17 protein-coding genes, 2 tRNA genes and 3 rRNA genes are annotated in these 26,486 nt (G+C 54.5%); 9 read left to right on the top strand and 13 right to left on the bottom strand.

Annotated elements, in window-relative coordinates:
* The first annotated feature begins 46 nt into the window (after positions 1 to 46).
* From MTP37_RS12805 to MTP37_RS12790, 4 genes are all read left to right on the top strand, one after another.
* Positions 47 to 964 (top strand): LysR family transcriptional regulator, encoded by a 918-nt coding sequence (locus MTP37_RS12805; RefSeq protein ID WP_249237591.1) that lies wholly within the window; start codon positions 47 to 49, stop codon positions 962 to 964.
* Positions 965 to 1,276: 312 nt separating this feature from the next.
* Positions 1,277 to 2,776: a carbon starvation CstA family protein gene (locus tag MTP37_RS12800; protein ID WP_249237590.1), complete on the top strand. Its 1,500-nt coding sequence runs from the start codon at positions 1,277 to 1,279 to the stop codon at positions 2,774 to 2,776.
* A gap of 429 nt (positions 2,777 to 3,205) precedes the next feature.
* On the top strand, positions 3,206 to 4,711 hold the full coding sequence (locus MTP37_RS12795; protein WP_249237589.1) for a carbon starvation CstA family protein: 1,506 nt from the start codon (positions 3,206 to 3,208) through the stop codon (positions 4,709 to 4,711).
* Between the two features lie 226 nt (positions 4,712 to 4,937).
* Positions 4,938 to 5,960, top strand: coding sequence for an ATPase P (locus tag MTP37_RS12790; protein WP_249237588.1), 1,023 nt, complete (start codon positions 4,938 to 4,940; stop codon positions 5,958 to 5,960).
* A 53-nt stretch (positions 5,961 to 6,013) separates the two neighbouring features.
* Here MTP37_RS12790 and MTP37_RS12785 read toward each other — a convergent pair whose 3' ends face one another.
* Positions 6,014 to 7,393, bottom strand: a complete 1,380-nt coding sequence (locus MTP37_RS12785; protein ID WP_249237587.1) for an MATE family efflux transporter — start codon at positions 7,391 to 7,393, stop codon at positions 6,014 to 6,016.
* Positions 7,394 to 7,558: 165 nt separating this feature from the next.
* Here MTP37_RS12785 and MTP37_RS12780 point away from each other — a divergent pair.
* Positions 7,559 to 7,635 (top strand) — tRNA-Arg (locus MTP37_RS12780).
* A 389-nt stretch (positions 7,636 to 8,024) separates the two neighbouring features.
* Here MTP37_RS12780 and MTP37_RS12775 read toward each other — a convergent pair.
* The gene (locus tag MTP37_RS12775; protein WP_249237586.1) at positions 8,025 to 8,801 is read right to left on the bottom strand and encodes a type III pantothenate kinase; all 777 of its coding nucleotides are present in this window, start codon (positions 8,799 to 8,801) and stop codon (positions 8,025 to 8,027) included.
* A 571-nt stretch (positions 8,802 to 9,372) separates the two neighbouring features.
* On the opposite strand from MTP37_RS12775, the gene MTP37_RS12770 reads away from it, so the two are divergent.
* The 4 genes from MTP37_RS12770 (at position 9,373) to MTP37_RS12755 (ending at position 14,355) form a co-directional block, all read left to right on the top strand.
* Positions 9,373 to 10,883 (top strand): 16S ribosomal RNA (locus MTP37_RS12770).
* 279 nt (positions 10,884 to 11,162) lie between these two features.
* Positions 11,163 to 13,997 (top strand): 23S ribosomal RNA (locus MTP37_RS12765).
* 127 nt (positions 13,998 to 14,124) lie between these two features.
* Positions 14,125 to 14,241 (top strand): 5S ribosomal RNA (rrf, locus tag MTP37_RS12760).
* Together the 16S, 23S and 5S rRNA genes with 1 tRNA gene alongside form the textbook arrangement of a ribosomal RNA operon.
* 38 nt (positions 14,242 to 14,279) lie before the next feature.
* A tRNA-Lys gene (locus MTP37_RS12755) sits at positions 14,280 to 14,355 on the top strand.
* Positions 14,356 to 14,511: 156 nt separating this feature from the next.
* Here the strand turns inward: MTP37_RS12755 and MTP37_RS12750 are convergent.
* From MTP37_RS12750 to MTP37_RS12700, 11 genes are all read right to left on the bottom strand, one after another.
* Positions 14,512 to 15,909 carry a site-specific integrase gene (locus MTP37_RS12750; protein WP_249237585.1) on the bottom strand — a complete coding sequence of 466 codons (1,398 nt, stop codon included), beginning with the start codon at positions 15,907 to 15,909 and terminating at the stop codon, positions 14,512 to 14,514.
* A 12-nt stretch (positions 15,910 to 15,921) separates the two neighbouring features.
* Positions 15,922 to 16,236, bottom strand: a complete 315-nt coding sequence (locus MTP37_RS12745) for a helix-turn-helix domain-containing protein (RefSeq protein WP_156071667.1) — start codon at positions 16,234 to 16,236, stop codon at positions 15,922 to 15,924.
* A gap of 211 nt (positions 16,237 to 16,447) precedes the next feature.
* Positions 16,448 to 17,740, bottom strand: a complete 1,293-nt coding sequence (locus MTP37_RS12740) for a virulence-associated E family protein (RefSeq protein WP_249238727.1) — start codon at positions 17,738 to 17,740, stop codon at positions 16,448 to 16,450.
* 53 nt (positions 17,741 to 17,793) lie between these two features.
* Positions 17,794 to 19,041, bottom strand: a complete 1,248-nt coding sequence (locus MTP37_RS12735) for a hypothetical protein (RefSeq protein ID WP_249237584.1) — start codon at positions 19,039 to 19,041, stop codon at positions 17,794 to 17,796.
* A gap of 674 nt (positions 19,042 to 19,715) precedes the next feature.
* Positions 19,716 to 20,990: an SLC13 family permease gene (locus MTP37_RS12730; RefSeq protein ID WP_120080847.1), complete on the bottom strand. Its 1,275-nt coding sequence runs from the start codon at positions 20,988 to 20,990 to the stop codon at positions 19,716 to 19,718.
* 359 nt (positions 20,991 to 21,349) lie between these two features.
* Positions 21,350 to 21,976, bottom strand: a complete 627-nt coding sequence (gene ttdB, locus MTP37_RS12725; RefSeq protein WP_005940583.1) for a L(+)-tartrate dehydratase subunit beta — start codon at positions 21,974 to 21,976, stop codon at positions 21,350 to 21,352.
* Positions 21,976 to 22,875 (bottom strand): L(+)-tartrate dehydratase subunit alpha, encoded by a 900-nt coding sequence (ttdA, locus tag MTP37_RS12720; protein ID WP_044953528.1) that lies wholly within the window; start codon positions 22,873 to 22,875, stop codon positions 21,976 to 21,978. The genes ttdB and ttdA overlap by 1 nt, the downstream gene beginning before the upstream one ends.
* Before the next feature lie 68 nt (positions 22,876 to 22,943).
* Entirely contained in the window at positions 22,944 to 24,212 is a 1,269-nt protein-coding gene (locus MTP37_RS12715) for an SLC13 family permease (protein WP_249237583.1), read from the bottom strand.
* A 426-nt stretch (positions 24,213 to 24,638) separates the two neighbouring features.
* On the bottom strand, positions 24,639 to 25,259 hold the full coding sequence (locus tag MTP37_RS12710) for a DUF1847 domain-containing protein (RefSeq protein WP_044953533.1): 621 nt from the start codon (positions 25,257 to 25,259) through the stop codon (positions 24,639 to 24,641).
* A 19-nt stretch (positions 25,260 to 25,278) separates the two neighbouring features.
* Complete coding sequence (locus MTP37_RS12705) at positions 25,279 to 25,923, bottom strand: GntR family transcriptional regulator (protein WP_249237582.1); 645 nt, start codon at positions 25,921 to 25,923, stop codon at positions 25,279 to 25,281.
* Entirely contained in the window at positions 25,901 to 26,479 is a 579-nt protein-coding gene (locus tag MTP37_RS12700) for a GntR family transcriptional regulator (RefSeq protein ID WP_154258460.1), read from the bottom strand. Before MTP37_RS12700 ends, MTP37_RS12705 begins: the two co-directional genes overlap by 23 nt.
* Positions 26,480 to 26,486 lie beyond the last annotated feature (7 nt).

Genomic DNA, 26,486 nt, shown 5'->3' with positions numbered 1-26,486 from the left:
CCGGCTTGATAAAATAGGAATGATTTTTGGAACAGGGGGCAGTCACATGAATATTACGGAACTGCGTTATCTGGTGGCCATCCGCAAGTGGGGCTCGGTGAGCGCGGCGGCAAAGCAGCTGTATGCGGCCCAGCCCAATGTGAGCAAGGCGCTCAAGAATCTGGAAGAGGAATACGGCATCCGTATCTTTGAGCGCTCGTCCACCGGCATGATCCCCACCGAACAGGGACGGCATTTTATCCGGCAGGCAGAGCGGGTGCTGGACGAGGTGGACCGGCTGGATCTGGACGCCCGCAGCCGGCAGAGCAGCTGTGCGGAGCTGCGGGTGGTGCTGCCCCACGCCACCTACGCTTCCTACGCGACGGTGGATTTTTTGCAGCAGATGGCAGAAAGCCAGCAGCTGCGGGTGCATATCCGGGAATCCGGCTCCATGGAAGCGCTGGACCATGTGCTGCGGCGGGGCTATCATCTGGCCCTGCTGCGCTACGCGGAGGAGGACGAGGATTACTACCGCCGCTACTGCGACCGTCACGGCCTGCACCGGGAGCCGGTAATGGAGTTTGAATACCGGCTGCTGACCAACCGCGAAGGCCCGCTGGCAAAGTGCGAGGTGACCGATATCACCCAGCTGAACAGCTATATGGAAGTCCTGCACGGTGATTTCCAACTGCCCGGCGGCGAGGACAGCGGCCTGCGCTGGCATACGAACCCGAACCGCCGCATCCATGTGTACGAGCGGTGCAGCCAGTTCTCCATCCTGCAGAACCTGCCCAATGCCTATATGTGGGCGTCACCCATGCCAAAGCGGGCGCTGGAACAATACCATCTGGTGCTCAGGAAGTGCCCGGCCCAGCGCCAGCGCATGAAGGATGTTCTGGTCTATCCGGACAGGGGGACCCTGCGCCCGGAGGAACAGACCTTTGTGCAGCTGCTGCACAAGCAGGCGGCGCTGACCGTGAAATGACCGCCGAAACCGGTTAAGAACTGGCAAAACATCGGAATGCAGAAAAACCGGAAAGCAAAGGAATTTGGCCGACAGCCGCGGCGCTTTATGCGCCGCGGCTGTCTTTTTGTTGATAAACCGCACGAAAAAGAGACGAAGCATCGGCTAAAAATCTTTGCTGGTATATGGCCTTTGATATGCCCCCATACCAGAAGCATATTATCACTTTTATGAAAAATATGTTAACATAGACCCAGAAAGCTGGCCGGGATGGATGGAAAATATGGAAAATGCTTCCATCCTTCCGGCACAAAGAAAAAGGAGGTTTCTGGTATGATCAGTTTCTTACTCTGTCTGGCGATCCTGATCGTGGGCTACTTTGTCTATGGTAAGATCGTGGACAACACCTTCGGCCCGGACGACCGTGAAACGCCTGCTGTGCGCATCAATGACGGTGTGGACTACGTTGTGATGCCCCAGTGGAAGCTGTTCCTCGTTCAGCTGCTGAACATCGCCGGCCTTGGCCCCATTTTTGGTGCCATGCAGGGCGCATTGTGGGGCCCGGTGGTCTTTTTGTGGATCACCTTCGGTACCATCTTTGCAGGTGGTGTGCACGACTACTTCTCCGGCATGATGAGTGAGCGCAACGACGGCGCGTCCATCGCTGAGATCACCGGCAAATACTTAGGCCCTGTGATGCAGAACGTCATGCGCGTGTTCTCGGTGGTGCTGCTCATCATGGTGGGCACTGTGTTCGCAGTAGGCCCCGCAGGCCTGATCGTGGAGCTGTGCAGCCAGAGCGGTGCTTCCGGCGTGCTCACCTCGCTGCTGTTCTGGCTCATCATCATTCTGGTGTACTACTTTATCGCCACCTTTATCTCCATCGACGCGGTCATCGGCAAGATCTACCCCATCTTTGGCATCTGCCTGATCATCATGGCCATCGGCGTCATCTTCGGCATCTTCACCAACCCTGCCTACACCATCCCGGAGATCTGGGATCACTTCGGCAGCATGCATCCATCGGGCACCCCCATCTGGAGCTTCATGTTCATCACGGTGGCCTGCGGTGCGATCTCCGGCTTCCACTCCACCCAGTCGCCTCTGATGGCCCGCTGCATGAAGAGTGAGAAGCAGGGCCACTTCGTGTTCTACGGCGCAATGGTCTGCGAGGGCGTTATCGCTCTGATCTGGGCCGCTGCAGGCTGCAGTCTGTACGAAGTCACCGGCGGATTGAACACCGGTCTGGCACAGGCGCTGGCCATGGGCCAATCCAAGGCCATTTATGATGTCTGCTCCAAGACCATGGGCGGTGTGGGCATCGCGCTGGCAATGGTCGGCGTTGTGGTGTGCCCCATCACCTCCGGCGATACCGCATTCCGCTCCGCACGTCTGACTCTGGCCGACTGGCTCAAGATCGATCAGGACAGCTACGCAAACCGCCTGAAGCTCTGTGTCCCGGTTCTGGGCGTGGGCGCTTTCCTGGGCATCGGCAACGCGCTGGGCTTCATCAACTACACTGTGATCTGGCGCTACTTCAGCTGGACCAACCAGACGCTGGCCATGATCGTTCTGTGGGCTGCATCCATGTACCTCTTCAAGGAAAAGAAGAACTACTGGATCACCGCTGTGCCTGCCACCTTCATGAGTGCGGTCTCTTCTACCTACTTCATTCTGGCTCCCGAATGCCTGGGCGGCCTGCTGAACAGCAAGACCGCAGAGGGCGCCACCATTTACAACACTGCAGTGGCATACCCCATCGGTGTCATCTTTGCCATTGCAATGCTGGCGGTCTTCCTCCACGCAACGAAGAAGGCAGCCCAGAAGGCATGACACGATATATACAAACATATATACAAATGATCTGCTGAATAAGGCACCCTCCGCTGAAACGGCTCGGCGGAGGGTGCCTTGTATTTTTCGGCGTTTCAGGCAAAGAAATCACGATTTGCGGAGAAAATCGAAAACGATTGAGCAACTTGCACAAAAACAGACTGGAAAGTTTGGCAGCAGCGGTTTTGACCGGTTCCGGGAAAGGTCTTTGCCGGAGAGTTAAGAAAAATTGCCGTAAATGCGATAAAAATTCTTTGCAGGTATTCCGCGGAAGCATCTTGCCATATACTTTTTGATATGGGAACCATACCAGAAAAATATTAACTGCTTTATGAAAAAAGTGTTAACATGAAGCCAGAGATTGGTCAGAGCCGCAGCTGGGCACGCAAAATGCTGGCTGTGGTTTGAATCAAAAAGGAGGTTTCTGGTATGATTAGTTTCTTACTCTGTCTGGCGCTCTTGATCATCGGCTACTTTGTCTATGGCAAGATCGTTGACAACACGTTCGGACCGGACGACCGCGAAACTCCTGCTGTGCGCATCAACGACGGCGTTGACTACGTTGTGATGCCCCAGTGGAAGCTGTTCCTCGTCCAGCTGCTGAACATTGCAGGTCTGGGCCCCATCTTTGGTGCACTGCAGGGTGCTCTGTGGGGTCCCGTGGTGTTCCTGTGGATCACCTTCGGCACCATCTTTGCAGGTGGTGTGCATGACTACTTCTCCGGTATGATGAGCGAGCGCAACGATGGCGCATCCATCGCTGAGGTCACCGGCAGATACCTCGGACCTGTCATGCAGAACATCATGCGTGTGTTCTCTGTTGTGCTGCTGATCATGGTCGGTACCGTGTTCGCAGTGGGCCCCGCAGGCCTGATCGTTACCCTGTGCAAGAACGGCGGTATGTCCGGTGTTGTGACCACCACCCTGTTCTGGCTGATCATCATTCTGGTGTACTACTTCATCGCCACCTTTATCTCCATCGATGCCATCATCGGTAAGATCTACCCCCTGTTCGGCATCTGCCTGATCATCATGGCTGTGGGCGTTATCTTCGGCATCTTTACCAACCCCGCCTACACCATCCCCGAGATCTGGGCAAACTTCAGCAATATGCATCCCTCTAACACCCCCATCTGGAGCTTCATGTTCATCACCGTTGCCTGTGGTGCTATCTCCGGTTTCCACTCCACCCAGTCGCCTCTGATGGCTCGTTGCATGAAGAGTGAGAAGCAGGGTCACTTCGTGTTCTACGGTGCAATGGTCAGCGAGGGCATCATCGCTCTGATCTGGGCTGCTGCTGGCTGCGCACTGTACACCATTACCGACGGCAAGATGGTCGGTCTGGCCGAGGCTCTGGCTGCCGGTCAGTCTGCCGCTATCTACGACGTCTGCCTCAAGACCATGGGTAAGGTTGGCGTGGCACTGGCTATGATCGGTGTCGTTATCTGCCCCATCACCTCTGGTGATACCGCCTTCCGTTCCGCTCGTCTGACCCTGTCCGACTGGCTCAAGATCGATCAGGACAGCTACGCAAACCGCCTGAAGCTCTGTGTCCCCGTTCTGGGTGTCGGCGCTTTCCTGGGCATCGGCAACGCACTGGGCTTCATCAACTACACCGTCATCTGGCGTTACTTCAGCTGGACCAACCAGACGCTGGCTATGATCGTCCTGTGGGCTGCTTCCATGTACCTGTTCAAGGAGAAGAAGAACTTCTGGATCACCGCTGTGCCCGCTACCTTCATGAGCGCTGTGTCCTGCACCTACTTCGTGCTGGCACCTGAGTGCCTGGGCAAGATGATCAATACTTATGCAGACGGCAAGCTGGTCGCTTACAACACCGCCGTTGCATACCCCATCGGCATCATCTTTGCAATCGCAATGCTGGCACTCTTCATCCATGCTACCAAGAAGCACACCGCTTCCCAGAAGGCATAAGGACGTCTGCCGCACCGCATAAGCCTTAAACTTTGACACCCCCGCCGCTGTGCTTGCAGTGACGGGGGTGTTTTGACATAACAGACAAACCTTTTGTGCAAATCTTAGCAGCCGGAGGGGTTGCATTTTAAGGGCTGCGGTGCGAAAATAGAACCGGTGATCTTATTTGGAATGGCTGCAGCATCTGCGGCCGGACCGGAAACTAACAGTAAAGAAGGGAACTTCCATGATCTTCAAACCTGCACAGCTGGGTATGGCAAAGCTTGATCAACAGGAGCTGGTGGAGGACAAAAAGTCCTGCAAAAAGATCGGCCCCTGCGGCGTTGGCAAAAAGGCGCTGTACCTCAACAGCTTTTACATCGACCGCCGCTATTATCTGCCCTACGGCAGCATCAGCCGCGTGTTCAAGCGGGTGGCTATGAGCTCCGGCGGCTTTACCGGCAAGGGCATGTTTGCCTCCATGGCCTACCTTGTGGTAGAGTACGACGGCGGCAAGCAGAAGCAGTGCAACTTCAAGGATGAGCGCGACGTGGACAAGCTGCTGGAGGTGCTGGCCAAAGAGCAGCCGCAGATCCATCTGCTCAGCGCAGCCGGTGAGCAGATGCTGCAGAAGAAGGAAGCCGAAAAGGCCTCCCGCAAGCTGCCGGAAAGCGAGCTGACCGACGAAGCCCGCCACAGCATCACGGTGCTGCGCAGGGCAAGGGAATATCTGGAAGCAAAGCCTGCCCTCTCCGATGAGCTCAGCGCAGCCGAGCGCCGCAAGCGCGCCCAGCTGCAGAGCAAGCCGGTGTACCGCTATGTGGCGCTGGCCATCTTTATCATGGGCATCGTCTCTGCGGCCTACGGCCTGTATGCCGTCACCACCCATACCGGCGGCTATGGCATCTACTTTGCGCTGTTCGGCTTTGCAGCCATCTTCCTGTTCTCCAGCTACAACATGCTGCCCACCGCCCACAACAACCACAGCGCCATCATGAAGCGGGCCGAGAAGGCTGAAGCTGCCATGGCGGAGTACGTGAAGCACTACCCCAGCGGTGCGTTCCCGGTGCCCAGCCGGTATGCCCATCCCATCGTGCTCAAGCAGATGAGCGATGCCATTGAAGAGGGCCGCGCCGTCACGGTGCCGGAAGCCCTTGCTGCCGTGGAAAGCCGCCTGAAGTCCCTGAACGCAGATGTGCAGGTGGAACAGGAGGAGTACGACGAGGTGGTGGTCATCAAGGCCATGTTCCTCAACCACGATTATCAATAAAGAGCCTCATAAAACAACAAGAACCGGCAGCCCGCGGGCTGCCGGTTCTTGTGTTACAGAGCATCTGGAAGCTGCTCCGCTTTGGGGTGCTGGAAGATCTTCATGGCTTCCCGGTAGCAGTGCGCGTAGTACACGATCTCTGCGGCGGCGGTCAGCGCCCAGCTGCAGGGGTACAGCGCATACAGCGAGGGAATGGTATGGAAGTGGGCAAAGATGGTGTAGACCCAGATGACCCGGAACACGCAGGAGCCCATCACAACAATGATGGTAGGCACGATCGTCTTGCCCAGTCCGCGGGACGCGGCAATGGTGCAGTCCATAAAGGCGGAGATGCAGTAGGCAAGGCCCATCACGCGCACACGCTTCATGCCTGCGTCGATGACGGCGCTCTCGGTGGTGAACAGGGCAAGGAAGCTGCGCCCGAAGAGGAACAGGCTCCCGCCCAGGATCAGGCCGACACCAAAGGAGTAAGCCAGACTGATGAAGAAGCTTTTTTTCACGCGGTCCGGCTTGCCAGCACCGTAGTTCTGGCTCATAAAGCTTGCACAGGCCATGTAGAACGCGGCCATGCAGTCGTAGATCATGGCGTCCGCGTTGGCGGCGGCGCTGTTGCCCTTGACCATGAGGGAGTCGAAGGAATTGACGCCTGCCTGAATGAACAGGTTCGCAATGGCAAAGATGGCGTTCTGGAACCCGGCAGGCAGGCCAAGCCCCAGAATGCTCCGGGTCAGGTCAGGGTCAAGGTGCAGCTTATGGACGTCCAGCACGTAGCAGTCCTGCACCCGGGTCAGGGCGCGCAGGATGAGCCCGGCCGAAACACACTGGGAGATGGCACTGGCCAGCGCCACGCCCACCACGCTCAGCTGGCACACGATGACGAAAAACAGGTTCAGCAGGATGTTCAGCGCACCTGCGATGGAAAGGTAGATCAGCGGCTTTTTGGTATCGCCGATGGCACTGAACACGGCGTTGCCGAAGTTGTACAGGGCCAGAGCAGGCATACCCAGAAAGTACACCCGCAGATACAGAATGGCACCGGGAAGCAGGTCGTCTTTGGTGTTCAGCAGCCGCAGCATGAAGGGGGAGCCCAGCAGGCCAACGAACAGCAGCACCACACCCGCGATCAGGCTGACGATGGCCGCCGAGTGCACCGTCTTTTCCACATCGCCGGCATGGCGCGCACCGTAAAAACGGGCCACCAGCACGTTGATGCCGCCGCTCAGGCCGATCAGAAAGCCGGTGAACAGGCTGACAAGGATGCTGGTGGAACCCACGGCGCCCAGCGCTGTAGAGCCTGCAAACCGGCCTACCACGGCCACGTCCGACATGTTGAACAGAACCTGCAGCAGGTTGGAGAATGCCAGCGGCAGGCTGACCAGAAGGATCTGCTTTGCCAGAGGCCCTTCGGTCAGCGTTTTGGTATTCGAACTCATACTCTCTTTCTTATCCTTTGTTCCAAACAAAACCGTGCCCGCGCACACCGGGGCACATCTCTATTATATGGACCGGTGCATCTTTTGCAAGATGGCTTCGACATTTCAGGTTTGATTTTTTTGTGCGGCTGTGCTATACTACATTACACCGACAGGTCAATGTATGCGATCGTAGCTCAGCTGGATAGAGCGTTCGGCTCCGACCCGGAAGGCCAGAGGTTCGAATCCTCCCGGTCGCACCAAGAATCCCCGACACACTTTCGTGTGCCGGGGATTCTTTTTGTGCAACCGGAGAGGATTCGAACAGGGCGGCGGCGCACAGCGCCGCAAGCAAAGCCACAGTGCGGCTTTGCATAGCCCGCGGTTCCCAACCTGTAGGAATGTCTAACAACAGGCTGCGATTTACAGTGCGACCGGAGAGGATTCGAACAGCAACGACGACGACCGCAGCCAGCGGCTGAAACAGGGAGGAGTTGTTGGGGCCGCGTTCTGATTTTTCAAAGCCCTGCCAAGGGACTGCAGAAAAATCAGCAAACGCAACCCGTCAGGCCCTGCGCAGCAGGGCAAGCAATCAGCCCAGCGCGTAGGAATGTCTAACAAGAGGCCTGCCGTTCATCCGGGCGAAATGAAGCTATCCCTTTTTGTTTTTCATCCAGATGCGGTACAGCCCGTCTGTGATAAGGGTCTCCCGGTATAGAATGGGGGTTCGGCAGGCTTCCCGGATGGCGGCGGGCAGGCTGCCGGTGGCGTAGAAGGCGGTGTGCGGGCCAAGCTCAGCACAGAAACGCTCAGCCAGACCGTCCAGAAGGCTGGCGGTGCCCAGTACAAAGCCGTTCTGCAGGCAGGAAGAGGTGCTCTTGCCCAGAATGGACGCAGGGGCCTTTGCGGCAAGGTCGATCTGCGGCAGCTGAGCGGTGTTTTTTACCAGTGCGCTCAGCGAAAGCTGCGGCCCGGGCAGGATCACCCCGCCCACAAGTTCCTGCTTTGCATTGACAGCCATCATGGAAATGGCGGTATCGGCAGAGATCACTACCAGCGGCCCGGAACACTCTGACAGCGCGGCGACGGCACCGCACAAAAGTTCGGCACCCAGCTGGGCGGGATTGTCCAGCCGCAGTTTGATGCCGCTTTTCAGGCCCGGCCCTACCGTCAGGATGCGGGCTTTGCACAGGATGTGCAGCGCCGAAAGCACCCGTCCGCTCAGCACCGGGACAACGCTGCCCAGAATGCCGCCTTCGATCTGGTCGGGGGCGGCACCATGCAGTGAGAGAAGATTCACCAGACGAATGGCGTATTCATCCACCGTTGCATCCATATCAGAATGCAGCCGCCCACAGAACCGGAGCGTGTCCTGTTCGTAGCCGCCCACAGTGATATGGGTGTTGCCGATGTTAACGGTGAGTATCATAAACAAAGCCCTCCTCCACGGCACAATATAATGTATTATAATATATAATAGCGCACCCGCCGCCGATACGCAAGTGTGTGCAGCGGTGACAGAGAGGGGCGTTCCGATTGAGGGACTTTCTCCCCTCCAAAAGAAATCGCGAAGAAATTGGAAAAAATCTGTAAAAAAGTGTTGACAAGGAGGCGGGGGTGTGGTATTATACTTGAGCGCCAAGCGCTGAGGCAAAAGAATGACTTCCGAAGCCTTAGCAGGAAGCCCTTGAAAAGAACCAATAGACGCAGAAAATACCAGCTGACACTGAGATGTTTGAAGCGCTCCAAGTTCAGAAAGTTCAAAAGCTTCTAAAAAATAAGGCTTGACAAAAAACCACTTCGGTGGTACAATAAGCAGGTCGTCAGCCGCAAGGCTGAGGCGCACAGGACCTTGAAAATTGAACAATATCGAAAAACTTGTAAGGAACCTTTATGTGTTTGGAAAAACACTTAAAACAATTCCAAAAGTAATTCACACAGGACGCAAGCGATTGCGTGCTGAGCGAACAAGATTTAACACTTTTAAGTGATAAATATCATTTATAAAGAGTTTGATCCTGGCTCAGGACGAACGCTGGCGGCGCGCCTAACACATGCAAGTCGAACGAGCGAGAGAGAGCTTGCTTTCTCGAGCGAGTGGCGAACGGGTGAGTAACGCGTGAGGAACCTGCCTCAAAGAGGGGGACAACAGTTGGAAACGACTGCTAATACCGCATAAGCCCACGGCTCGGCATCGAGCAGAGGGAAAAGGAGTAATCCGCTTTGAGATGGCCTCGCGTCCGATTAGCTAGTTGGTGAGGTAACGGCCCACCAAGGCGACGATCGGTAGCCGGACTGAGAGGTTGAACGGCCACATTGGGACTGAGACACGGCCCAGACTCCTACGGGAGGCAGCAGTGGGGAATATTGCACAATGGGGGAAACCCTGATGCAGCGACGCCGCGTGGAGGAAGAAGGTCTTCGGATTGTAAACTCCTGTTGTTGGGGAAGATAATGACGGTACCCAACAAGGAAGTGACGGCTAACTACGTGCCAGCAGCCGCGGTAAAACGTAGGTCACAAGCGTTGTCCGGAATTACTGGGTGTAAAGGGAGCGCAGGCGGGAAGACAAGTTGGAAGTGAAATCTATGGGCTCAACCCATAAACTGCTTTCAAAACTGTTTTTCTTGAGTAGTGCAGAGGTAGGCGGAATTCCCGGTGTAGCGGTGGAATGCGTAGATATCGGGAGGAACACCAGTGGCGAAGGCGGCCTACTGGGCACCAACTGACGCTGAGGCTCGAAAGTGTGGGTAGCAAACAGGATTAGATACCCTGGTAGTCCACACCGTAAACGATGATTACTAGGTGTTGGAGGATTGACCCCTTCAGTGCCGCAGTTAACACAATAAGTAATCCACCTGGGGAGTACGACCGCAAGGTTGAAACTCAAAGGAATTGACGGGGGCCCGCACAAGCAGTGGAGTATGTGGTTTAATTCGACGCAACGCGAAGAACCTTACCAAGTCTTGACATCCCTTGACGATGCTGGAAACAGTATTTCTCTTCGGAGCAAGGAGACAGGTGGTGCATGGTTGTCGTCAGCTCGTGTCGTGAGATGTTGGGTTAAGTCCCGCAACGAGCGCAACCCTTATGGTCAGTTACTACGCAAGAGGACTCTGGCCAGACTGCCGTTGACAAAACGGAGGAAGGTGGGGATGACGTCAAATCATCATGCCCTTTATGACTTGGGCTACACACGTACTACAATGGCGTTAAACAAAGAGAAGCAAGACCGCGAGGTGGAGCAAAACTCAGAAACAACGTCCCAGTTCGGACTGCAGGCTGCAACTCGCCTGCACGAAGTCGGAATTGCTAGTAATCGTGGATCAGCATGCCACGGTGAATACGTTCCCGGGCCTTGTACACACCGCCCGTCACACCATGAGAGCCGGGGGGACCCGAAGTCGGTAGTCTAACCGCAAGGAGGACGCCGCCGAAGGTAAAACTGGTGATTGGGGTGAAGTCGTAACAAGGTAGCCGTAGGAGAACCTGCGGCTGGATCACCTCCTTTCTAAGGAGTCAGGCGAAAGAGCGACATCAAAGATGACGATCTTTCGGACAGGTAACAAACAAGCAGAGTAGATATTGTTCGATTTTGAGGGCCCTGAAGAGCGAAAGCTTGAAAGAACCTTCAAAGACGTACCTTGAAAACTGAATAATAACTGCGAAACAAAGATTATAGTAAGTTCTTTTTAAGAAATATTACAATTTCAAAAGGAAGGGTAACAATAATCTTCGTTGGCAAGAGAGAATCAAGAGGATACCAAATGTTCCAAGAGAACGTTTGAAAGGTCAAGCGAACAAGGGCGCAGGGCGAATGCCTTGGCACTGGGAGCCGATGAAAGACGTGATAAGCTGCGATAAGCTTCGGGGAGCTGCAAATAAGCATTGATCCGGAGATTTCTGAATGAGGAAACTCACCTGGGTTCATACTCAGGTACGTTATACTGAACTTCAAAATAGGTATATCGAGGGAACCGCCTGAACTGAAACATCTAAGTAGGGCGAGGAAGAGACATCAAACGAGATTCCGTAAGTAGTGGCGAGCGAACGCGGAAGAGGGCAAACCGAGAGTAGAAATACTTTCGGGGTACGGAGCGCATTTAGGACTTAAGTTGTTAACCGAACGGCATGGGAAGGCCGGTCAGAGAGTGTGAAAACCACGTAGGTGAAAACGACAAGAGCCGAGCGAATTCCAGAGTACGGCCAGACACGTGAAACCTGGTCGGAATACGGGGGGACCACCCTCCAACCCTAAATACTACCCAGTGACCGATAGCGTATAGTACTGTGAAGGAAAGGTGAAAAGCACCCCGGGAGGGGAGTGAAAAAGAACCTGAAACCCTGTGCCTACAAGCACCTAGAGCGCGTCAAAGCGTGATAGGGTACTTTTTGTAGAACGGTCCGGCGAGCGATTGTATGCAGCAAGGTTAAGGACTTAAGGTCTGGAGCCGAAGCGAAAGCGAGTTTGAAAAGGGCGTTAAGTTGCATATAATGGGCCCGAAACCGGGTGACCTACCCATGGTCAGGTTGAAGTGGAAGTAAAATTCCATGGAGGACCGAACCGACCTCCGTTGAAAAGGCGGCGGATGAACTGTGGGTAGCGGAGAAATTCCAATCGAACCCGGAGATAGCTGGTTCTCCCCGAAATAGTTTTAGGACTAGCCTCAAGTTAGATACCTGGAGGTAAAGCACTGAATAGCCTAGCGGCCGAGAGGTTAGCGAAGCTTATCAAACTCAGAATGCCAGAGTATTGATGCTTGGGAGTCAGACAGTGTCAGATAAATGTCATTGTCAAAAGGGAAACAGCCCAGATCTACAGCTAAGGTCCCAAAGTCAGGTTAAGTGGAAAACGATGTGAAGATACGCAGACAACCAGGATGTTGGCTCAGAAGCAGCCACTCATTCAAAGAGTGCGTAATAGCTCACTGGTCGAGCGTCTTTGCGCGGAGAATTTAACGGGGCTAAACCTGACACCGAAGCTTAGGCAATACAGCAATGTATTGGGTAGGGGAGCGTTGTATACGCGGTGAAACAGTAGCGTAAGCGGCTGTGGAGTGTATAGAAGTGAGAATGCCGGAATGAGTAGCGCGAATGCAGTGAGAATCTGCATGGCCGAAAGCCTCAGGTTTCTGGAGGAAGGTTCGTCCGCTCCAGGTTAGTCGGGAGCTAAGGTGAGGCCTAACGGCGTAGCCGATGCACAGACGGTAGAGATTCCGTCACCACCAAAAGAGTTAAGCACAGGGACACATATGAAGTCTCGGAGCCGGGTGTTGGTTCCGGTAGCGATCGAGGGAAGTTAGTACCGAAGTCCGGGATGGAAGATGGCGAGAAAAGCTGTGTGTATTTCTGCGGTGCCCGTACCGCAAACCGACACAGGTAGGTAGGAAGAAGATTCTAAGGCCAACGGGAGAAGGGTTGTTAAGGAACTCGGCAAATTGACCCCGTAACTTCGGGAGAAGGGGTGCTGCAGCAATGCAGCCGCAGAGAATCGGCCCAAGCAACTGTTTACCAAAAACACAGGTTTGTGCTAAATCGAAAGATGACGTATACGAGCTGACGCCTGCCCGGTGCTGGAAGGTTAAGAGGAGATGTGCAAGCATTGAATCGAAGCCCCAGTGAACGGCGGCCGTAACTATAACGGTCCTAAGGTAGCGAAATTCCTTGTCAGGTAAGTTCTGACCCGCATGAAAGGCGTAATGATTTGGGCACTGTCTCAACAGCCCGCCCGGCGAAATTGTAGTACCGGTGAAGATGCCGGTTACCCGCGACAAGACGGAAAGACCCCATGGAGCTTTACTGTAGCCTAATATTGGGTTTCGATGTTGCATGCACAGGATAGATGGGACACTGGGAAGCAGGTGCTTTGGCGCTTGTGGAGTGGCCGTTGGGATACCATCCTTGCGATATTGGAATTCTAACCTGCGCCTTTGAATCAAGGCGGGGGACATTGTTAGGTGGGCAGTTTGACTGGGGCGGTCGCCTCCTAAAGAGTAACGGAGGCGTTCAAAGGTTCGCTCAGCTTGAACGGAAATCAAGCAAAAGAGTGCAAACGCAGAAGCGAGCCTAACTGCGAGACTGACGGGTCGAGCAGTAACGAAAGTTGGAGTTAGTGATCCGGTGGTATGTGAGTGGAAATGCCATCGCTCAACGGATAAAAGTTACCCTGGGGATAACAGGCTGATCTCCCCCAAGAGTCCACATCGACGGGGAGGTTTGGCACCTCGATGTCGGCTCATCGCATCCTGGGGCTGTATTCGGTCCCAAGGGTTTGGCTGTTCGCCAATTAAAGCGGTACGCGAGCTGGGTTCAGAACGTCGTGAGACAGTTCGGTCCCTATCTGTCGTGGGCGCAGGATATTTGATGGGAGCTGTTCCTAGTACGAGAGGACCGGAGCGGACGTACCTCTGGCGCACCAGTTGTTCTGCCAAGAGCATAGCTGGGCAACTATGTACGGATCGGATAAACGCTGAAAGCATCTAAGCGTGAAGCCGACCCAAAGATAAGATATCCCATTGTTTCAAACAAGTAAGACCCCTTGAAGACTACAAGGTTGATAGGCACGATGTGTAAGTGGAGCGATCCATTCAGCAAGCGTGTACTAATAGGTCGAGGGCTTGACCACAATTCGCTTGAGACTCTGAGAGTCAACGAAAAAATGTAAGCAGTGATTATTCAGTTTTGAAGGCACGTCCTTCTAAGAAACACTGGACAAAGTAGACCAGTTATGGTATACTGAACCAGTCAGATCGGTCGGTGTCGATGACGGTGAGGTTCCACCTGTTCCCATTCCGAACACAGAAGTTAAGCTCACTTGTGCCGAAGATAGTTCGCTGGAAACGGCGCGTGAAAATAGGTAGTCGCCGACTTGAGTTATCAGAATGAAGAAACCGCATTCTGATAATATGCACCTCTAGCTCAGTTGGTAGAGCAACTGACTCTTAATCAGTGGGCCCAGGGTTCGAGTCCCTGGAGGTGCACCAGATATTGAACGTCAAATCGTAAGATTTGGCGTTCTTTCTTTATGTAAGAAAGCGGCTGCACACTTTCTGCACACCGTTTGCACATTTGCCTGAATCAGGGGCTTTTCTGCGCAAGGTTTGCACAGCCTGCTTTCCTTTGCATAAAAAGAAGAAATTTTAGGCGAACAAGGCTCTCGTCAATTCTCTGCGTTCGTCTGCATCCATCAGCCGGATGGCTTCAAGGATCTCCCTGCCGGAGATTTTTGTTGCCGCCGGCTTTTCGTTTTGCCGGGGCTGGGATGCTGCCGGGGCCAGGTCTTGGGAATAGAAGTTGGCTTCGATCTTCTCGGTCAGTTCCAGCCGGGGCTTGTCCTGCGTGTGGGCGTAGGTGTCCATCAGGACAGATGCGGTGGCATGACCTGTATTGCCTTGCACCGACTTAAAATCACCATCCGACTGCAAGAGCTGGTAGGTGGCACTGGAGTGCCGCAGACCGTGGAACACGATCTGCTCAAACTCCGGGTGCTCGGCTCTCCACAGACGGTACCATTTCGTCAGCAGCTCCGGTGCAATGGGCAAGCCGTCCGGCAGCCGGAACAGTTGCCCGCAGTTGCTGTACTTCTCCGAGGCGTTCTTCTCGTCCTGCTTCAGCTTTTCCAGCCATGCCAGCAGTTCTTCCTTTAAGGGCTTTGTCATATACAGGACACGGTTGGACTTCTTGGTCGTAGGCTTTTTCAGGATGAGAGAGGATTTGCTTCCCTCACGCCTGTCCGGGAAGGTGTGATACACCTGATTGGGGTCGAGCTTTTCCAGAGCGTCCTTGTTGGCTCGCTGCATGGTTTTGCTGACCGAGATGGTACCACGACCATCGGCGGCATCAAAATCCAAATCACTCGGCTGTAAGCCGAGAATTTCGCCCTCACGGAGCGAAAGAATCATGCTCATGTGCACCGCCAGATGCAGGGCAGGGTTCTCGATGGTCTGCAAGGCTGCCAGCATGGTTTTCTCGTCCCAGATGGTGCGTTCTTCGATGTTGACCTTGGGGGCATCACGGGGCAGGGGAATCTTGTGGATCAAGTCCCATTCCACCGCATAGGAAAATGCGGTCTTGAGCAGCGTGTGGACTTCGTGGATGGAGGTGCTGGACAGCAGCCGCTTTTTCTGCTTCTCGGAAAGCTTCTGCTTTACGCCGTGCACATACTGCCCGCAGGGGGTCTTGGCAAGGGTTGCATAGAACTTCTCAATGTCGTAGGTTCGCAGCTCCTGCACCTTGCGATTGCCGATATAGGGCACGATAAGGTTCTGCACCATCGCTACCGACTGCGTGTAGGTCTTGGGAGACCATTTGTGTTTGGTGGACTGGATCGGGATCCACTTGTACAGCATTTCCTCTACCGTCATGGTATCGGGGACGAGGAATGTGCCGTCCAGCAATTCCTTTTCGACCGTGATCTTTCGCTCCTGCGCCTCCTTCCTAGTCTTGAAACTTTCCCATCCCTCGCAGGGTTTGCCGGAATGGTCTTTGTACTTGTAACGGACGGAGTAGGAATCTCCGCGCTTCATAATAGATGCCATAGATTACCTCCCTCAGACCGCTGCAAACCAGTTGTCGAAGCTCTGCTTGTTCACCCGGATGCTGGTGCCGATGCGTAGTACCCGGAAATCCTTCGTGGTGTTGCACAGGTTGTACGCCGCACGGGGAGAAATCGCCAAAAGTTGGGCGATTTCCTCCACCCGGTAAACAAGCGGTTCGTGCTTGGCTGCTTTGGTCTGGTCAGAAGATTCTGTGGCAGGGGATTTGGACGCTTTCATTGTAACCGGGTTCGAGTCCTTTTGCAAGGACTTATTCGTATAATCTTTAGATTTCACATCTTCGGTCATGTCAGGACGATTCATATTCATAGGCAGACCTCCGTTTCCTTGTAACCGAACGCCTGTAACCGGGCAGGAAAATTATCTTTTTTGCACACAGGGCATTCGGTAGGCTTTATACTTTTTCTTACCTTTTTAAGGTTACATGGTTACAGAAAACGGAAAAAGCAGCAGTCGTGCGGCTTTTTCGCCGTAACTAGAACGTAACCGAACCTGTAACCAGACGTGTGACCACTGTTCATCAGAAGGGAAAGCCCAGCTGCTTGGCTTCCGCATCCGTTATTTCGGAGAAATTTTCAGCCCCGGTTTCGGGGCTGGTTACGCGCTCCCAGCCTTTCTGAACGCCATACTCCGGGTAACGCTTGGCAGTCTTGTGCGCCTGCCAGCCTTGTATATCGCCGCGCGAAATTCCCGTGTTCATGATCTCACAGATAGCGCGGGTCTCCCACTCTGCCGGGATGTTTGTGTTGCCCAGTGCCTCCGCATAGAGCTGCTTGGAACACACCCGGTCACCCGTGTAGTCCTCCAGAAAGGCGTAAATCATGCCCGCCTGTGCATCCTCCTGCATGAAGTCCTGCTGATGGGATTGCAGCGTTTCCTGCATGGCGGGACTGAACGCCAGCTTGTAGTTGCCGCTGTTGTAGATGGTCATGGCTTCTGCCCAAAGCTGGTCGATATAGGCACGGGATTCAGCTTCATTGTCCAGAATGTGGACTTCGGCCAGTTCCGCGTCCACCGGGACAGGGATGAAGCGGCGGTTGCCTGTGCGGTCACGGGGCAAAAAATCCTGTCGATTGGTCGTGCCAGCAAAGACGCACTGGCGCAGACGGTCGGCAGGATGGGTTTCGTAGGGGACTTTATAGGTTTCCTTCTGTTTGCTGAGAAAACTCTTGATTTCCTCGATGCTTTTGGCATTGGCGGTGGCAATCATCTCCGACATTTCAATGATCCAGTGACCTTGCAACTTGCGGTACACGTTGTCGTCGTCCAGCCGACGCAGGTCATCTGAGAACCACTCGTCCTTGACTGCCAGCAGCCGAAAAAAGGTGGACTTTCCCGCACCTTGCCCGCCCACCAGACAGAGCATGGTTTCAAATTTACATCCCGGCTGGAACACGCGCTTGATGGCTCCCAGCAGGAAGATCTTCATGGCTTCGCAAGTGTACTCGTCCTCCGCAGCACCGAGAAAGTGGTGCAGGACGTGGGCTATCCGTTCAGTCCCATCCCATTGCAGGCCGTTCAGGTAGTCCCGGATGGGATGGTAGCGGTTCTCGTTGGCTACGATGTGGATGGCGGATTCGATTTTCTTTTCGCTGGAGATGCCGTACTTCTCCATTCGCCGCAGGATATACTTCATATCGGTGTCGTTCAGCGTCTTGCCAGATCTCGGCCAGCCCACGGGCTTTACAATGTCGATGCGCTCGCTCAACAGGTTCAGCCGGATGGCATCGGCAAGCACATGGTCGTTCTGCAGAATCGTGATGCAGTTTTGGATCGTCCGCTGGATCTCTCCATTGGAGTGCTTGGTCAGCATCTCTTTCACATCTTCAACGGTTCGGGGAGTGCGTTCTTCGTTGACTTCTTTGCTCAATAAACATCACCTCGTGTTTCTGATTTCTCGGCAATAGGCGGCGCAGACGGCTTCCGTTGCGCCTGTTCCGCCTGCAAACGGCTCAACAGGTGCAGAACGGAATCCCGTGCTTTCTCCTTGACCTGCTCCTTACCCTTCTGTCGGACTTCCGGCTTCAGCAGCTTCTCTTGCAGACGTGCAGCAGTGGTCTGCATGGTCTTGAGGAACTTGTCCAGCACGGTGTCCAAACGGTGGGCGGCATATTCCCTCGTGGCTTTGGGAGCCTTGCGTTCCGGGGACAGCACCCACTTTTTTGTGTCCTCGATCATCCGCATATCCTCTTTCCGAGTTTCGGTGCGTACCACGTCTGTCACGATTTCCACCGCCTTGTCATAGGCTGCAGTCGAAACATTCTCCAGCAGGGTCTCCATATCCAAAACTTTCAGGGTCAACTCGTTCAGCTTGCTCTGCTGGGCGGCAAGTTGCTCCTTCTGCTTGGCGAGGATGAAGTCCTGTTTTTCCAGATATTTGCGGTTACCGTATTCCGCTTCTTCCTCCAATTCCAGCCCGTGCCGCTTGGCAATCTCGAACAGCATCTTTCGACAGGCGGCATCGAAGGTGATTTTGCGGTTGTTGCGGCGGCTGAGGGGCTTATCCGGGTCGGGCAGCTCGAAGCCCAGTGTTTCCAATGCCTTTTCCTGCTGGGGAGCAACCTCGCCGTACTTGTTCTCACAGTCGAACACATGGCGCTCGTGGATGTGGGGCGTGCTTTCATCCAGATGCAGCGCCCAGTCCAGCACGTGAACGTGTTCGCCAAACTTGGCCTTGAACTCCTCAATGAACTCGGTGACGATGTTCAGCAAGTCCTCTGCAGGGGCATGGTCGTCCATTGTTCCCAGCTGATAGATAGTTTCTTCCGGGCAGGTCTTGCGGCTGGACAACAGGTCGGGAATGGAGCGGTTGCGCTCCGTGTGCCGGATTTTGGCGTTGCGCTCGTTCTGGCTTTCCACAAAGTTGGAATAGCGGCTCTCATAGAATTGCCGTTCCACATCTGAGAAGGTCGCTGCCAGATTATCCGGGTCTTGTGGGTCGAGAGCCGAACGGAAACCGTGAAAGCAGTCCCAGTAGATGTTGCCCTTGGCTCGTTCCGGGTCGATGTGCTCACTGTTGGCAAGGTTGAAACTGCGGTCATTGTGCTTGGGGTTGTAAGTGCCGTGTGCTCCAGCTCGTCCGTTGTGTCGTGTCAGTTTCAGATTTGACCACATTGTTTTCTGGTAACTGAGGAATCAACGTTTAGCCGTTCTCCCTGCATGGTTTTCCAGCCCCCTCTCGGCGGCGTTTCCAGGCTCTCCCTTGCGGGGTCATCGCCGTGTATCCCATGCAGACGGTCTTTCGATTTTCAAGGTGCGGTGCTGGATTTGGCAATAAAAAATCGCCACACAACAACCTGAACCTGACCATCCCTTCCGGGATGGCCTTGGTTCGGGTTCGTTATGTAGCGATCAGAAAGTTAAAAACTTGCTCCGACTCCTTCGGGAGCCGAGCTGGAACTCTAAGTAAAATATGTTATATTAAATTGTTGGAATAGGTTACCACAAAAATCGAGCCATGTCAACGTGAACTTGTCGGGGCAAGGCCCCTCCATCTTGCTACGCAAGACCGTTCTGTCGCTTAAAAGCCCCACTGGGGCTTTCATTGCTGCGCTACGCTTCGCAAACGCGAACTTTTGAAAACACGCTGATTTCGGCAGCTTGCAAGAAAACACAAGGGAAACTTTGGCAAAAAGAGAGAGGGCCGGACGGTGCCGGCCCTCTTGACAGAATTATGAGATGCTCAAAAACTTCTGCTGCTTTTATTGCGGTTTTCAAAAATAGCGCCGAACAGAACGGCATATTTATGATATGCAGTTTGCGGATACTACTGCGGTGGGAAAATAGAATCAGGCAAAAGGATAAAGTGTCGGCAGGAAAAATACGGACACGACAATGAGGATGAGCGCCAGCGGGGTACCACACTTGAGATAATCCTTCAAGGTGTATCCGCCCGGCTCGATGATCATGATCTGGCAGGGAGCTGCCATGGGGGTCATGATGGACACACAGCTGGCTGTGATCACGCCGACCACGGCAGCACGGGGGTCTACGCCCATGCGGATACAGGCGGAAGTGACCAGTGGGATGAAGATGGTCAGGGTAGCCAGATTGGACATGACCTGTGTCAGAATGAAGGGAACAAGGAAGAACACCAGCATAATGATGTACGGATTGGTAGTATCGCCCAGCAGGCGGATCATCCAGTCTGCCACCACATCGCCTGCACCGGTGGTCTGGATGGCGTCCGACAGAGCCAGCACACCGGCAAACAGGAAAATGGTCGGCTGATGGATGGAGTTGAGGGCTTCCCTCTCGGTCAGCACACCCGTCAGCACCAGAGCGGCAGCGCCGATGCAGGAAGTGAGATACATCTTGACACCAATGACATTTTCCAGCAGCATCATTGCAATGGAGACCAGAACAATCAGGACAGCCAGTTTGCGCTTGAAGGGGCTGAGTTTTTCGCTCTCAGAAGCCGTATGTGCTGCATCTGAAAACTGCTCGTTGGGAATATCCGGCATCAGCTTATAGCCAACAAAGGTCATGTACAGGATGGCGATGGTCAGCATCGGGATGCGCGCAATGGTGAAATCCCAGATGTGCAGCGGTGTCGGTGCGCCGGCCTGCATCATGACATCGTTCCATGCCATGTTGGAAGCACCCTGACCGAGAAAGGTCATCTGGGTGGCAATGTTGGCACAGGCCATAGAAGGATACAGCAGCTTGCTGCGGCTCACGCCGATGTCGTTCGCAATGCCTACCAGCAGCGGGATCATGATAGCGGCAGTTGCGGTGGCACTGGTGATGGCGCCCAGAAACGCACCTGCCACGCAGGAAAGAAAAATCAGCATCCGCATATTGTCCTTGTAGCGGATGACCAGACTCTGGGCTTTGTCAATCAGGGGCGTTTTGGTCAGCCCTGCACCGATGACGAACATGGCTACGAACATGACCACGTTCGTGTTGATGAAGCCGCCAAAGGCCTCGGCAGGGGTCTTGATGCCGGTGAGGATCAGCGCCAGAATGATGCCGGTAGAAATGACCGAGAACGGGACTTTACCGGATACAAAGGCGATGATCGTTACAAGCAGGATGACCAGTGTGATCTCCAATGGGCTCATTTGGGTTGTCCTCCTGTGGATTACTTCCACCTTGCAGATGCAAAGCAGTGGCAAAGGTGTGCAGAACAAAAAGAACGGTCAAGATCTTCTTTGTCTGCATTTTTTTCGTGCACATATTTGACCGCAAATAGCAACACCCAGGATGCTGATATGGCAGACAGCATCCGGGGTGTTTTGCGGAGAAGCAGGATAAACAGGGTAATGAAGATAGGAGTAAATGATAAGAAGTCTGTTGGATCTGTGAAAGCAAATATGGTTGTTAGAATTAACGTGATAGTGAGTTCATTTTAGGAGAAGAATCTTTTGATGGATGGTTGCTCTCCGCAGGGTATAGGCAACGCTGGCTTCGCAGTTGGATCTTATTTGATGAAGCCAACGTGCTTGCAAATTTCCTCGACGGCCTTATCCTTGCGCTGATTGAAGATGACCTTGTTCTCTTCGAACAGGTTGCGACCCTCAGCGTCGATGGAAACGATCAGGGGGCCAAACTCGTTAACGTGGCAGTGCCACAGAGTTTCCGGCATACCGAGGTCACGCCACTGGGCCTCGACGATCTCCTCCACCTCGGTGGCAGCCACAACGGCGTTACCGGCAGGGAAAACACAGTGGATGGCACCGAACTCCTTGCAGGCGCGCTCGGTGTTGGGGCCCATGCCGCCCTTGCCCACGATGACGCGGACACCGGACTTCTGCACGAACTCATACTCGAACTTTTCCATACGCATGGAGGTGGTGGGGCCCACAGACACCATCTCGAATTTGTCGTCCTCCAGAGGGCGAATGATGGGGCCGGCGTGGAAGATGGCAGCGTCCTTGACGTCCACAGGCAGCGGGCGACCCTCTTCCACGAGGCGGCGGTGCGCCACATCACGGCAGGTGGTCAGGTCGCCGTTCAGGTAAACGACATCACCGATATGGATGTCCTTCAGGTCCTCTGCGGAAACCGGAGTCGTGAGAATTTTCTTTCCGTCTTTGATGGTCAGCATTACAAAGTCACCCCCGAATGAGTATCAATGGTGTAGTTCAGGTCTTTATCAAAAATGATGTGGCCGCGGCGATGGCTCCAGCAGCCCACGTTGACGGCAACGCCAATGGCAGAAGGATGGCGGGCGGTGTTCTCGATGTGCACGCCCATGACGGAGTACTTGCCGCCCATGCCCTGAGGACCAAGGCCGATGGAGTTGATGCCGTCCTCCAGCAGCTTCTCCATATAGGCTGCGCGCTCGTTCTCATTGTGGCTGCCCAGAGGACGCATCAGAGCCTTCTTGGACAGCAGAGCGGCGGTCTCAACAGAGGTGGCAACGCCCACGCCCACCAGCAGCGGAGGGCAGGCATTGATGCCGTAGCTGGTCATGACATCCATGACGAACTTGGTCACACCTTCGTAACCTGCACCGGGCATCAGAACCATGGCCTTGCCCGGCAGGGTGCAGCCGCCGCCTGCCATATAAGCGTAGATCTCGCACTTGTCGCTGTTCGGGATGATATCCCACCACACGGTGGGAGTGCCCTTGCCCACGTTCAAACCGGTGTTGAACTCATCGAAGGTCTCAACACTGTTGTGGCGCAGAGGTGCTTCAAAGGTAGACTTGACCACAGCCTCCTTCAGCAGACCCTCCACCTCGCCGATGAGGGGGAAGTCCACGCCGCACTTTACCCAGAACTGCAGCACACCGGTGTCTTGGCAGCTGGGGCGGTTCAGCTCCTTGGCCAGCTTCTGGTTGCGCTTCATGGTCTCGTAGATGACCTTGGACAGAGGAGCATCCTCCTGTGCGCCCAGCTCATCCAGCTTTTTGATGATGTCGTCCGGCAGCACCTTGGCGATATGGCTCACAAAGTTGGCCATATAGGTCGTCATCTGCTGCACCTGTTCCTGTTTGTTCATTCCAATGCCTCCTTAGCTTTGGTACATTTTGCGCGTTGGTTCACTCATATTCAACGTTCCTGTCCGCTTTACTGCGGGAAGAACGGAAATGCGATGGGAAGGATCACCATGCTGACGACGGTTGCGATGAGGATGAGGGGCAGGCCAGCCTTGGCATAATCCTTGAAGGTGTAACCGCCGGCGGAAACCACCATGGTGTTGGCGGGCATACCGATGGGCGTTGCGTAAGCGCAGGAGCCGCCGATGACACAAGCCATCAGGACTGCGCGGGGGTCGGCACCCATGCCCTGTGCGATGCTCAGGCAGATGGGAACCATCAGAGCGGTGGTTGCGGTGTTGGACATGAAGTTGGTCATGACGCAGCAGAGCAGGAAGACCACCAGAGTCAGGACGTAGGGAGAGGGATTCTTGCCCAGAGCACCAATGACGATGTTTGCGATCTCTGCGCCTGCCCCGGTCTTATCCAGCGCAGAGGCCAGAGACAGCGTACCACCGAAGAGGAAGATGGTCTTGAGGTCGATGGACTTCAGGGCATCTTTCTCGGAGATGACACCGGTGAGGATCAGAGCCAGCGCACCGATACAGCCGATGATGTTGAGCTTGATGCCGATCTGCTTTTCAAAGATCATGCCCAGCAGGGTGAGCACGAGGATGACGAAGGAGAGCACCTGTTTCCACTTGGGAACATTGCTGAAGTCCTGCTCGCCGCCGAAGGAGTCATCATCGGAGACGGGATGGTTGGGCAGCAGCTTCATGCCAAGGGTGGCGTAGAAGAGGATGCCGACGGCGAGGATGGGCAGGCCCACGATGGCGTACTCGAAGAAGCCGAAGGACATCCCGATCTCACCCAGAGCGCTCTGGGCGATAAGGTTGCCCGGTGCGCCGATGAGGGAAAGGTTGCCGCCCATGGCCGCTGCAAATACCAGCGGCATCAGCAGCTTGGAGCGGGCATAGCCGGACTTTGCCGCAATGCCGATGACCACGGGGATCAGGACGGCGGCGGTGCCGGTGTTGGAGAGCACGCCGCTCATCAGGCCAACGATGACCATGATGGCCACGATGAGGCTGCGCTCGGATCTGGCAAAGTGGGTAACAATGCCGCCGATCTTGTTGGCCATGCCTGTTTCAAACAGTGCACCGCCGACAATGAACATGGCGACAAAGAGGATGACGTTGCTGTCGATGAAGCCTGCAAAAGCAGTCTTGATGTCCAGCACGCCGGTGACGACCAGACCGATACAGACGATCATGGACGTTACGCCGAGGGGGATCTTCTCAAACACGAACATGACAACCGCGAAGAGAAGAAAGAGTAGGGTGATAGTTGCTGCTGACATACCGGGGGTCCTCCTTTAATGAAATATAATGTATCCATTTCATCAGAGCATAACAGCCCTGACTTTCGGAACACCCCAGCTGCACCTCGTTGTGCAGAGTCTTTGCCGCCGTGCTGTGCCCTCACAGCCCTTCTTTGTTCTGGAAGGATCTGCCCGGAACCTTAGAATTCCGGGCATCTCGGCAGCGTCTTTTTTAATTTTTATATCTAATCTGTGATAATGTATCCACTTGACGACACGAGAATACACCCAAAACAGAGAATTGTCAATCCCTTTTTTCGAGTTTTGTCGCATTGCACGGATTATGCACCAATTTTTGTGCACGCCAGACAAACAGTAGGACACAAGAAGACCTCACGCTACCGCTTTCTGCAAAAAAACGTGCGTTCTCCATCTGCTTTGGAGAACGCACGTTTTATCCTTCTTTTATTCCAGCCGCTTTTTGAAATACCCCTCGGCACAGTAAATGGCACCACAGGGATTATGCGCCAGAACGCGATCCTTGGCCACCAGCGTTGTGACCATGGCATCCGAATACTTATAAAACATCGAGTCGTGGCCCACACAAAGTCCGACCTCAATGTTGAAATCGGTGTGCTGTTCGTTCAGCAACTTTGCCTGTGCGATGGGGTTGCACATGGCCTCAAATTCGCCGGGGTGGATCTTGACCTCTTCCGGGATGCCCACTTCTTCTTTGGAGATGCCGCCGGTCTTGCAGATGACCGACACCACCTCAAACCCCTGCGCACGGAGCAGGTCGGCCACGATGCGGGCTTCCTTCCGCAGACCTTTGCAGAATGCAAGACCCAGCTTGTGGTAGCCCATCCGCTTGCAGAACTCCACCGTCTCCTTCAGGCGGGGCCATTGACAGTAGCCAAGTCCCTCAATGGCCGAACAGTTGACGTAGAAATCGTGATTCTCAGGCAGATCGTAGCCGGCGCGGGCGGCCTCCATCACCGAAGCATTCCGCATAGGGCAGTTTTTGGGCATCTTTTCCGGCTCGTTGTTGGCGCAGGCCAGAACCGTACAGTTCGCACAGGTATACACTGTCTTGTCCTCCCTGATCTTATAAATAATAGGTCAGCGCATCGTCCATACTGCGGTAGATGTGCTTTTCCATTTCAGCCCGTGCGGCCAGCGCATCCCGTGCTTCCAGCGCTGCATAGATCTTTTTATGCTCGCTCTGGGAGTTGAGGGCATAGTCCAACTCGCTCATTTCCACGCCAATGGACAGGCCGTTCCACAGCTCCGAGAGAAGATTGCGCATTTTTTCATTGCCGGAAGCTTCCCAGATCTCAAAATGGAAGGACTGGTTGTAGTCAGTATAATTTCCGGCCTGCTGAAGAGAAAGAGCCTCCTCTGCAGTATCCACGCAGTTTTTGATCTTGGACAGGTCAGCGTTGTTCTGGCAGCAGAGCATACATGCCGTTCCTTCCAAGGCAGCGCGCAGCTGGTAGTGCTCCCGAATCGTTTTTTCCGTTACGCCCAACACAATGGCGCACTTGTTTTGCTTGACTTCCAGCAGACCGTCACGGGCAAGGATCTGAAAGGCCTCCCGCACCGGCGTGACCGACACGCCCAGTTCCTGTGCGGTGTTTTCCAGCGTGAGTTCTGCGCCCTCCGGGATGCTTTTTGAGATAATGGCTTTCCGCAAAGCGGAAGCTACCCGCTCGCGGGCAGGCAGCAGCTTAATGGGTTTCAGTCCCAGCATATTGACTCCTTATCGTTAAAATCAGATGCAACAGTTCTTCTTCATAGGCGTTCCATGCATCCGGCACATCAGGGGAGCCCTGACGGTCCAGCATCAGCAGGCGGGCAAGCCGGTCGTTCACCGGCGTAGGACGTGCGCTCACGGCAAAGGCAATGTAGGTCTCCTGGATGCTCTCCAGCAGCTTGCGATGCAGCGGATATGGCAGGACGGTCCGCAGGGTACGGTGCTGCAGCATCTCGCCGCCTGCCAACATCGCATCCTGCGGCAGCGCACGCATAGCCTGCCGTTCCAACTGAGCCCCCAATGCCAGAATTTGGCGCAGTGTCTCTTCGGTCAAATCTGCCGCTTTTATCCGATTGTTGGGCAGGCGGATGATAAGACCCTGATATTCAAGGATCATCAAGGCCTCCCGCACCGGCATCCGAGAGACACCGAGACTCTCTGCCAGTTCGTTCTGGGTCATTTCAGTGCCCGCCGGGATCTGCCCAGATAAAATGGCCTGCTGCAGGGCTTCCACCACACCGCCGTTTTTCTTCTGGATGCCGATATATTCCATAGAGCCC

It is taken from the genome of Faecalibacterium sp. HTF-F (assembly GCF_023347535.1).
GTDB lineage: Bacteria > Bacillota > Clostridia > Oscillospirales > Ruminococcaceae > Faecalibacterium > Faecalibacterium wellingii.
This window is presented reverse-complemented; position numbering and strand designations above follow the sequence as displayed.

Excerpts from the sequence above, each read along its gene's own strand:
- MTP37_RS12740 (WP_249238727.1), bottom strand. The coding sequence starts at position 17,740 with ATGCTGACCAAGCACTCCAATGGAGAGATCCAGCGGACGATCCAAAAC.
- MTP37_RS12730 (WP_120080847.1), bottom strand. The coding sequence starts at position 20,990 with ATGAGCCCATTGGAGATCACACTGGTCATCCTGCTTGTAACGATCATC.
- MTP37_RS12715 (WP_249237583.1), bottom strand. The coding sequence starts at position 24,212 with ATGTCAGCAGCAACTATCACCCTACTCTTTCTTCTCTTCGCGGTTGTC.
- MTP37_RS12705 (WP_249237582.1), bottom strand. The coding sequence starts at position 25,923 with ATGCTGGGACTGAAACCCATTAAGCTGCTGCCTGCCCGCGAGCGGGTA.
- MTP37_RS12750 (WP_249237585.1), bottom strand. The coding sequence starts at position 15,909 with ATGGCATCTATTATGAAGCGCGGAGATTCCTACTCCGTCCGTTACAAG.
- ttdA (WP_044953528.1), bottom strand. The coding sequence starts at position 22,875 with ATGAACAAACAGGAACAGGTGCAGCAGATGACGACCTATATGGCCAAC.
- MTP37_RS12800 (WP_249237590.1), top strand. The coding sequence starts at position 1,277 with ATGATCAGTTTCTTACTCTGTCTGGCGATCCTGATCGTGGGCTACTTT.
- MTP37_RS12775 (WP_249237586.1), bottom strand. The coding sequence starts at position 8,801 with ATGATACTCACCGTTAACATCGGCAACACCCATATCACTGTGGGCGGC.
- ttdB (WP_005940583.1), bottom strand. The coding sequence starts at position 21,976 with ATGCTGACCATCAAAGACGGAAAGAAAATTCTCACGACTCCGGTTTCC.
- MTP37_RS12745 (WP_156071667.1), bottom strand. The coding sequence starts at position 16,236 with ATGAATATGAATCGTCCTGACATGACCGAAGATGTGAAATCTAAAGAT.
- MTP37_RS12795 (WP_249237589.1), top strand. The coding sequence starts at position 3,206 with ATGATTAGTTTCTTACTCTGTCTGGCGCTCTTGATCATCGGCTACTTT.
- MTP37_RS12735 (WP_249237584.1), bottom strand. The coding sequence starts at position 19,041 with ATGTGGTCAAATCTGAAACTGACACGACACAACGGACGAGCTGGAGCA.
- MTP37_RS12790 (WP_249237588.1), top strand. The coding sequence starts at position 4,938 with ATGATCTTCAAACCTGCACAGCTGGGTATGGCAAAGCTTGATCAACAG.
- MTP37_RS12700 (WP_154258460.1), bottom strand. The coding sequence starts at position 26,479 with ATGGAATATATCGGCATCCAGAAGAAAAACGGCGGTGTGGTGGAAGCC.
- MTP37_RS12785 (WP_249237587.1), bottom strand. The coding sequence starts at position 7,393 with ATGAGTTCGAATACCAAAACGCTGACCGAAGGGCCTCTGGCAAAGCAG.
- MTP37_RS12805 (WP_249237591.1), top strand. The coding sequence starts at position 47 with ATGAATATTACGGAACTGCGTTATCTGGTGGCCATCCGCAAGTGGGGC.